Source organism: Bartonella sp. TS25HLJMH, from assembly GCF_042193505.1.
Taxonomy (GTDB): Bacteria; Pseudomonadota; Alphaproteobacteria; order Rhizobiales; family Rhizobiaceae; genus Bartonella; species Bartonella grahamii.
Genome location: NZ_JBHILV010000037.1, coordinates 1 through 5,156 on the forward strand (window position 1 = coordinate 1; position 5,156 = coordinate 5,156).

Consider the following 5,156-nt stretch of genomic DNA (forward strand, 5'->3'; position numbering starts at 1 on the left):
CGGCCAGTATTACAAAACACCTAAGAATGCAGATTTTAGTACCAAAGCGCAAGTGAAAGCGTGGGTTTACGGTGGTGGTATTCCGAAAAGCGTTCTCAATTACGAACCTCTTATAGACGAGATCAATAAAGAGATCAAAAAATTATCGAAAACCGCAGGAAATAAATATGTTTACAGATAAGCAGCTAAGAGCCTTGTTTGGTATTATAACTTTTATATTTTTATGTTTTTTAGGAATTAAAAAAAATCCCTACTTTATTCAAAGTATTTTGATATTTGCATCTTTTGGTTTGATAATAATAATAAATATTTTTGTAATTTTATGCAATTCTCATATTCCTTCTGAATTGCAGAGCAACCCAAAATACAAATGCGGAAATACAACAGGTTGGGTGAAACTAACACGTGATTTACAACAGTATATGCACCGACTTTTAAAGCTAATAAGTGTAGCGCTTGTCGTTTTATTTTCCCAAGTAGTTATAAAGAAACGGTCTCTTTACCTATTATTTCTAAGTACGTGGAGCATAAGCTTTCTTTTTCATTGGATACTGTACTTTGGTACTCAGATATTGCTCTTTGGTATTCCTTTTTAGTTTGTGTATTTTTCCTTATGTTACGTACACGCAGTTTAATAAATATATCTATTTACACACTACAGTGCTCAGTTAAAAAGCCATAGTAAAATTTCCGATTTTATAAAACTGTTCAGATTAAACGGCGTTGTCTCTTCTCAACGTTCATAGATGAAATCAACAAGAGCATAAAAAAACTATCGGAAGCCGCTTGACATTATTCCTGTAATGTATATTTTCGATATTAGGTGCCTCAAAAACACCTTAAACGAATAGCGGATAGATTGCCGACACAATTTTTCTTCCGCACATTAAAGGCTTTGACTCATTGTATGTTACACGCATATAATGGCATTGTCGGGTGTAGTTGCGCTATACAATACCCTTTATGGGGAAAGCGTAACGACGGACTGTTCGCCGTGTTTTTGAACACCCGGCATTCTTTATTGAGTGTCAATCAAAAACGTCTAATCGAACAGGAGTTCACATGAACACTCTCATAGAAATTAAAGAACTAACAATTGATCAGGAAATTGTTCAAACGGTCAATGCACGTGAATTGCATACGTTTTTGAAGGTAACATCTCGTTTTAACGATTGGATTATTAATCGTATTAAAGAATATGGTTTCCTAGAAAATAAGGACTTTGTGAGTTTTACTAAAAATTTAGTAAAACCTAATGCCTCTCAAGAAAATCAAGGCTTTGTGAGTTTCGGTAAAAATTTACCGAAACCTAAAGGCGGTCGTCCAAGTACAGAATATCATCTCACCCTAGACATGGCAAAAGAGCTTTCCATGGTTGAACGTAACGAGAAAGGACGTCAAGCACGCCGTTATTTTATTGAGTGTGAGAAGAAACTAAAAAGCCAATCTGTTGATTATGATAATGATACACGCTTTGATTTGCCAAGCTATTGGGAAGGTATGAACGCTGGCGAAAAAGTTTTATATCTTTTAGGTCCTATTCATATGCGTCTTCTTGATGCCTTCAGAGTAGATGAAGAAAACAGAAAATACAAAGCTCTCATTAAAGAAGCAAAACAGGTTCTAGCAAGATCTGTCGTAAAAGCCGCTTAGTTTAAAATATGATCTCATCTTCTCCACTTTCAGAGTGGAGAGGATGTTTCACGCCGCGTTTTTGATTGTAATAACGACTTGCTTGCCAAGAACGCTCAGTGCTTGCTCTAATGTTTGAAGCTTAGTTGGATAATTGGGATCAAGAATGCGTCTTGCTTCTGTTTCTTTTTTACCCAAACGATGTGCCAATTCTGTTTTTGTGATATTTGCTTCATTAAAGGCTTCTACCACTGCGAGCTTAAGAGCATTCCACGCATCTACCGTAACCTCTACAAGGTCTTTATACTGTTGTCGCATTGGTAAAGGCAAACCACGCATAGGATAGCTCCGTAATGCTAACCCTAAAGCTTCAACAGCATTCTCTAATGCCTCTGCTCTATTTTCTCCAGCTGTTATTGCTTCTGGTACATCTGGAAAGGTTACAATAAAACCACCATCTGGATCAGATTCCAGTTTTGCTTGATACGTGTATTCCATGTTTAGGTCTCCTCGCCATAATCGAAATGCTTTTAAAACGAAAAATTAAAGCCGTTGAGAGAATAACTCATACCCCCAACTGCTTTTTTATTATTTTCACGTAAAGTGGGGTCAATTCACCAGATTTTATAACGGTTGTCTTGTCTCCAAAAGTTACCAAATAATGTGACCCTTTACCTGCATCAGGAGCTTCACTGTAATGAATGCCTCTTTTTCTGGCTTCTTTACGTAATTCTCTAAGCAGTGCTTCTCGTTTCATTTAGCCTCCCCTTTCTGCATAAAATGAATATCGCACAAAAAGGTTCGACAGTCAACAACAAATCGAACAAAAAAGTTTGATACAGACTCTTAATGAAAGGATATTTATTGAAAAGTTAAAAGCAGAAATAAGAAAGCCGTGCCATTTGTGTGACATGGTTTTTTGATGAATAATTTGTCAAATAATATTATAATGTAATACATTAAAAAACTGTTATTAATAAACTGAAATAATTGAATAAATACGCAAATTATGCTAAGATTTTTCATGTATAAATTGCAAATCTAATGGGGCTACAAATATGCTAAATAAAGTGACGTTAATCGGGCGCCTTGGTGCTAATCCCGAAAGCAAAACGATGAATTCTGGAGCAGAAATAGTTAATTTTAGTATAGCGACTTCTGAGAGCTATACAGATAAAAAAACCAATCAAAAAGTAGAGAAAACAGAATGGCATTCAGTTGTGATTTTTAATCCACATTTGGCAAAAATTGCACTTCAATATCTAAACAAAGGTTCAAAGGTTTACATAGAAGGAAAATTACAGACACGCAAATGGCAAGATAAAAATGGGCATGACCGTTACACAACAGAGATTGTCTTACCACAATTCAAAGGCGAGTTGTATTTGCTTGATGCCAAAAAAGATCAATCGGCATCCCCTACCCCTTCACCTATTACTTCTCAAAATTATGCTATCGCTTCAGGTGCTCAAGATTATAGAACAGCTCTTAACGATAGCGTCCCATTCTGATTGAAAAAATATGGCTAAAAGAAAAAAACATGCAAAACGTGGTCGTCCTCGAATTAAAGGGTGTATCAGAGAACCAAATGGACGCATCTCACGAGCAAAAACACCGCATGAACCCATGGATAAATTGGCAATTGAAATGCGTGCTAAACGCTTTGGCTTGACCATAGAAGAGGCTAAAAATCCGCTTTCCGGCACCTATATCGGGCGGCTTTATTTGCAAGGCGAAATAAATCAAGATCAGTATGATGCTGCGCAAAAATATCTTGAAGTGAGAAATGATTATCTCTGTGCAAAAACATTGCCTAGTGCAATTTATGATAAAATGCCCTCATCTTCTAATGAAGAAGCTAGAAAAAATGGGTTGAATTTGCAACAAAACAATTTTTGAATATGCAAGAGGTAATAAAAGAAACACAACACCTTTACAGACAGCATAATTTTTATGCTGCGCTACAGTATCTTGTTAGTGAAGATCAAGAATTACCGTACCTTGTACCTTCATTGCGAATAGTCCTTAACGCTCTCCAGAAATATTTTAACCAAAAAAATAAATGCTAAATGTTTTACTAGTATATTTATAAAAGCATTAGAAGCTCTTGAAATAGCTTTTAAAATGTTATATTTTTATATAATACTTTAGAGAGATTGTTTTTATGCATACAACGAAATTACGTAAAGTTGGAGGGTCAGTGATGCTTTCTATACCACCTTCACTGCTTGATGTCCTTCATCTTACTGAAAATGCGCAAGTTGGTTTGACTATTGATAATGGACAATTAGTTGTGAAACCACAAACATTTCCTAATTATACTCTTGATGAATTGTTAGCCCAATGTAATCCGTCAGATGATTTTGTAGATGAGGATATAGAATGGTTTGATGCTAAACCTGTTGGTAAAGAGCTGTTGTGATGAAGCGAGGCGAAATTTGGCTAGTATCTCTTGATCCATCTTCGGGTTATGAACAAAAAGGAACGCGTCCTGTATTAATTGTATCACCGGAAGCGTTTAATCGTGTAACGAAAACACCTATTGTCTTGCCTATTACAAGCGGAGGAAATTTTGCTAGAACTGCAGGCTTTGCTGTCTCATTAATGGGAGTGGGATTACATACAACGGGCATAATACGTTGTGACCAACCACGTGCTCTTGATATTGGAGCGCGTCAGGGAAAGAAAATGGAAGCAGTTCCCCCCATGATTATGAACGAAGTCCTTGCTAAGCTAGCAACATTTCTTACGTAGTTGGTTCAAATCTTTATCTCGTGCCGTAAAACATCGTTCTTTGAAACGAGGCAAAAAGCCAAGTAAAAGATTCATTTAAATGGGATTATTATTGCATCTCTTGTTTGTCTGAATACTAAGTTTAGATTTTTAGAAACAAAAAATGTACAAAATATAGATTTTTTCTCTTGACAATGTGTGAAAAATCATATTTAATGACAGCACGGCACTGGTCGTATTGTGTCTAAAATTCAAAAATATCCCCTAAAAATTCAGTAAAATGTGAACTTGAAACGTGGCTAGAAAGCCCTGTTTTCTTGATAATTCTGGCTAATCAATTTTTCACAGAATAAAAATCAATATTTGACTAATGATGTCATTAATTATGACTCAAAAGGAGCAATGATGAAAGCTGTCATCACTAAGCCAATGTGTGTTGTTGGAGACAATAAAAGCACTGTTCGCTTTGAACCATCAACACCCAATAATCCATTTGTTGAAGTTTCCAATCAAGTCTACGCACGTCTCAAGCGCGCTAATGCTGTAAAACCTTTTATTGGAGTCAAGACAACAGCAAAAACAGACAAGGCAGTTGAACAAATTAAGCAGATAAAACAAGAAGCCGTACAAACATCGTCTGAACCAGTGACAAAGGAAATTCCACTCGAACAGCCAAAAGCATCTAAAGCTTCTAAGTCATCAACACCTACCCCCAAAAAGGCTTAGAAGTTGAAGTTAATCATCCACCAAAAATGGTATCTTCAACAGGTGAAGGATACCTTCACCAGTCT

At 36.1% G+C, this 5,156-nt stretch carries 7 protein-coding genes and 3 pseudogenes; 8 read left to right on the forward strand and 2 right to left on the reverse strand.

Going from position 1 to position 5,156, the window contains the following annotated elements; genetic code table 11:
- From ACFINF_RS08595 to ACFINF_RS08605, 3 genes and pseudogenes are all read left to right on the forward strand, one after another.
- Positions 1-181: pseudogene (locus tag ACFINF_RS08595) on the forward strand (hypothetical protein); the annotation flags it as partial.
- Positions 168-682 (forward strand): annotated as a pseudogene (locus ACFINF_RS08600) (hypothetical protein). The pseudogenes ACFINF_RS08595 and ACFINF_RS08600, both read left to right, overlap by 14 nt.
- Positions 683-1,062: 380 nt before the next feature.
- Positions 1,063-1,653, forward strand: coding sequence for an antA/AntB antirepressor family protein (locus ACFINF_RS08605; protein ID WP_375620505.1), 591 nt, complete (start codon positions 1,063-1,065; stop codon positions 1,651-1,653).
- 48 nt (positions 1,654-1,701) lie between these two features.
- Here ACFINF_RS08605 and ACFINF_RS08610 read toward each other — a convergent pair whose 3' ends face one another.
- On the reverse strand, positions 1,702-2,130 hold the full coding sequence (locus ACFINF_RS08610) for a type II toxin-antitoxin system HicB family antitoxin (RefSeq protein WP_006589119.1): 429 nt from the start codon (positions 2,128-2,130) through the stop codon (positions 1,702-1,704).
- A 67-nt stretch (positions 2,131-2,197) separates the two neighbouring features.
- Positions 2,198-2,389 carry a hypothetical protein gene (locus ACFINF_RS08615; RefSeq protein WP_004859817.1) on the reverse strand — a complete coding sequence of 64 codons (192 nt, stop codon included), beginning with the start codon at positions 2,387-2,389 and terminating at the stop codon, positions 2,198-2,200.
- Positions 2,390-2,690: 301 nt separating this feature from the next.
- On the opposite strand from ACFINF_RS08615, the gene ssb reads away from it, so the two are divergent.
- The 5 genes and pseudogenes from ssb to ACFINF_RS08640 all read left to right on the forward strand — a co-directional run bounded on the left by ssb (position 2,691) and on the right by ACFINF_RS08640 (position 5,091).
- Positions 2,691-3,143, forward strand: coding sequence for a single-stranded DNA-binding protein (gene ssb / locus ACFINF_RS08620; protein WP_375620506.1), 453 nt, complete (start codon positions 2,691-2,693; stop codon positions 3,141-3,143).
- A 10-nt stretch (positions 3,144-3,153) separates the two neighbouring features.
- Positions 3,154-3,701, forward strand: a pseudogene (locus tag ACFINF_RS08625) (hypothetical protein).
- A 95-nt stretch (positions 3,702-3,796) separates the two neighbouring features.
- Positions 3,797-4,054 (forward strand): AbrB/MazE/SpoVT family DNA-binding domain-containing protein, encoded by a 258-nt coding sequence (locus tag ACFINF_RS08630; RefSeq protein WP_375612038.1) that lies wholly within the window; start codon positions 3,797-3,799, stop codon positions 4,052-4,054.
- A complete protein-coding gene (locus ACFINF_RS08635; protein ID WP_375620508.1) occupies positions 4,054-4,386 on the forward strand; it encodes a type II toxin-antitoxin system PemK/MazF family toxin in 333 nt (110 codons plus the stop codon). Before ACFINF_RS08630 ends, ACFINF_RS08635 begins: the two co-directional genes overlap by 1 nt.
- Before the next feature lie 384 nt (positions 4,387-4,770).
- Entirely contained in the window at positions 4,771-5,091 is a 321-nt protein-coding gene (locus ACFINF_RS08640; RefSeq protein ID WP_375620509.1) for a hypothetical protein, read from the forward strand.
- Positions 5,092-5,156: the final 65 nt, after the last annotated feature.

Bases quoted from the DNA above. Each gene is read 5' to 3' on its own strand.
- ACFINF_RS08605 (WP_375620505.1), top strand. From the start codon at position 1,063: ATGAACACTCTCATAGAAATTAAAGAACTAACAATTGATCAGGAAATT.
- ACFINF_RS08610 (WP_006589119.1), bottom strand. From the start codon at position 2,130: ATGGAATACACGTATCAAGCAAAACTGGAATCTGATCCAGATGGTGGT.
- ACFINF_RS08615 (WP_004859817.1), bottom strand. From the start codon at position 2,389: ATGAAACGAGAAGCACTGCTTAGAGAATTACGTAAAGAAGCCAGAAAA.
- ssb (WP_375620506.1), top strand. From the start codon at position 2,691: ATGCTAAATAAAGTGACGTTAATCGGGCGCCTTGGTGCTAATCCCGAA.
- ACFINF_RS08630 (WP_375612038.1), top strand. From the start codon at position 3,797: ATGCATACAACGAAATTACGTAAAGTTGGAGGGTCAGTGATGCTTTCT.
- ACFINF_RS08635 (WP_375620508.1), top strand. From the start codon at position 4,054: ATGAAGCGAGGCGAAATTTGGCTAGTATCTCTTGATCCATCTTCGGGT.
- ACFINF_RS08640 (WP_375620509.1), top strand. From the start codon at position 4,771: ATGAAAGCTGTCATCACTAAGCCAATGTGTGTTGTTGGAGACAATAAA.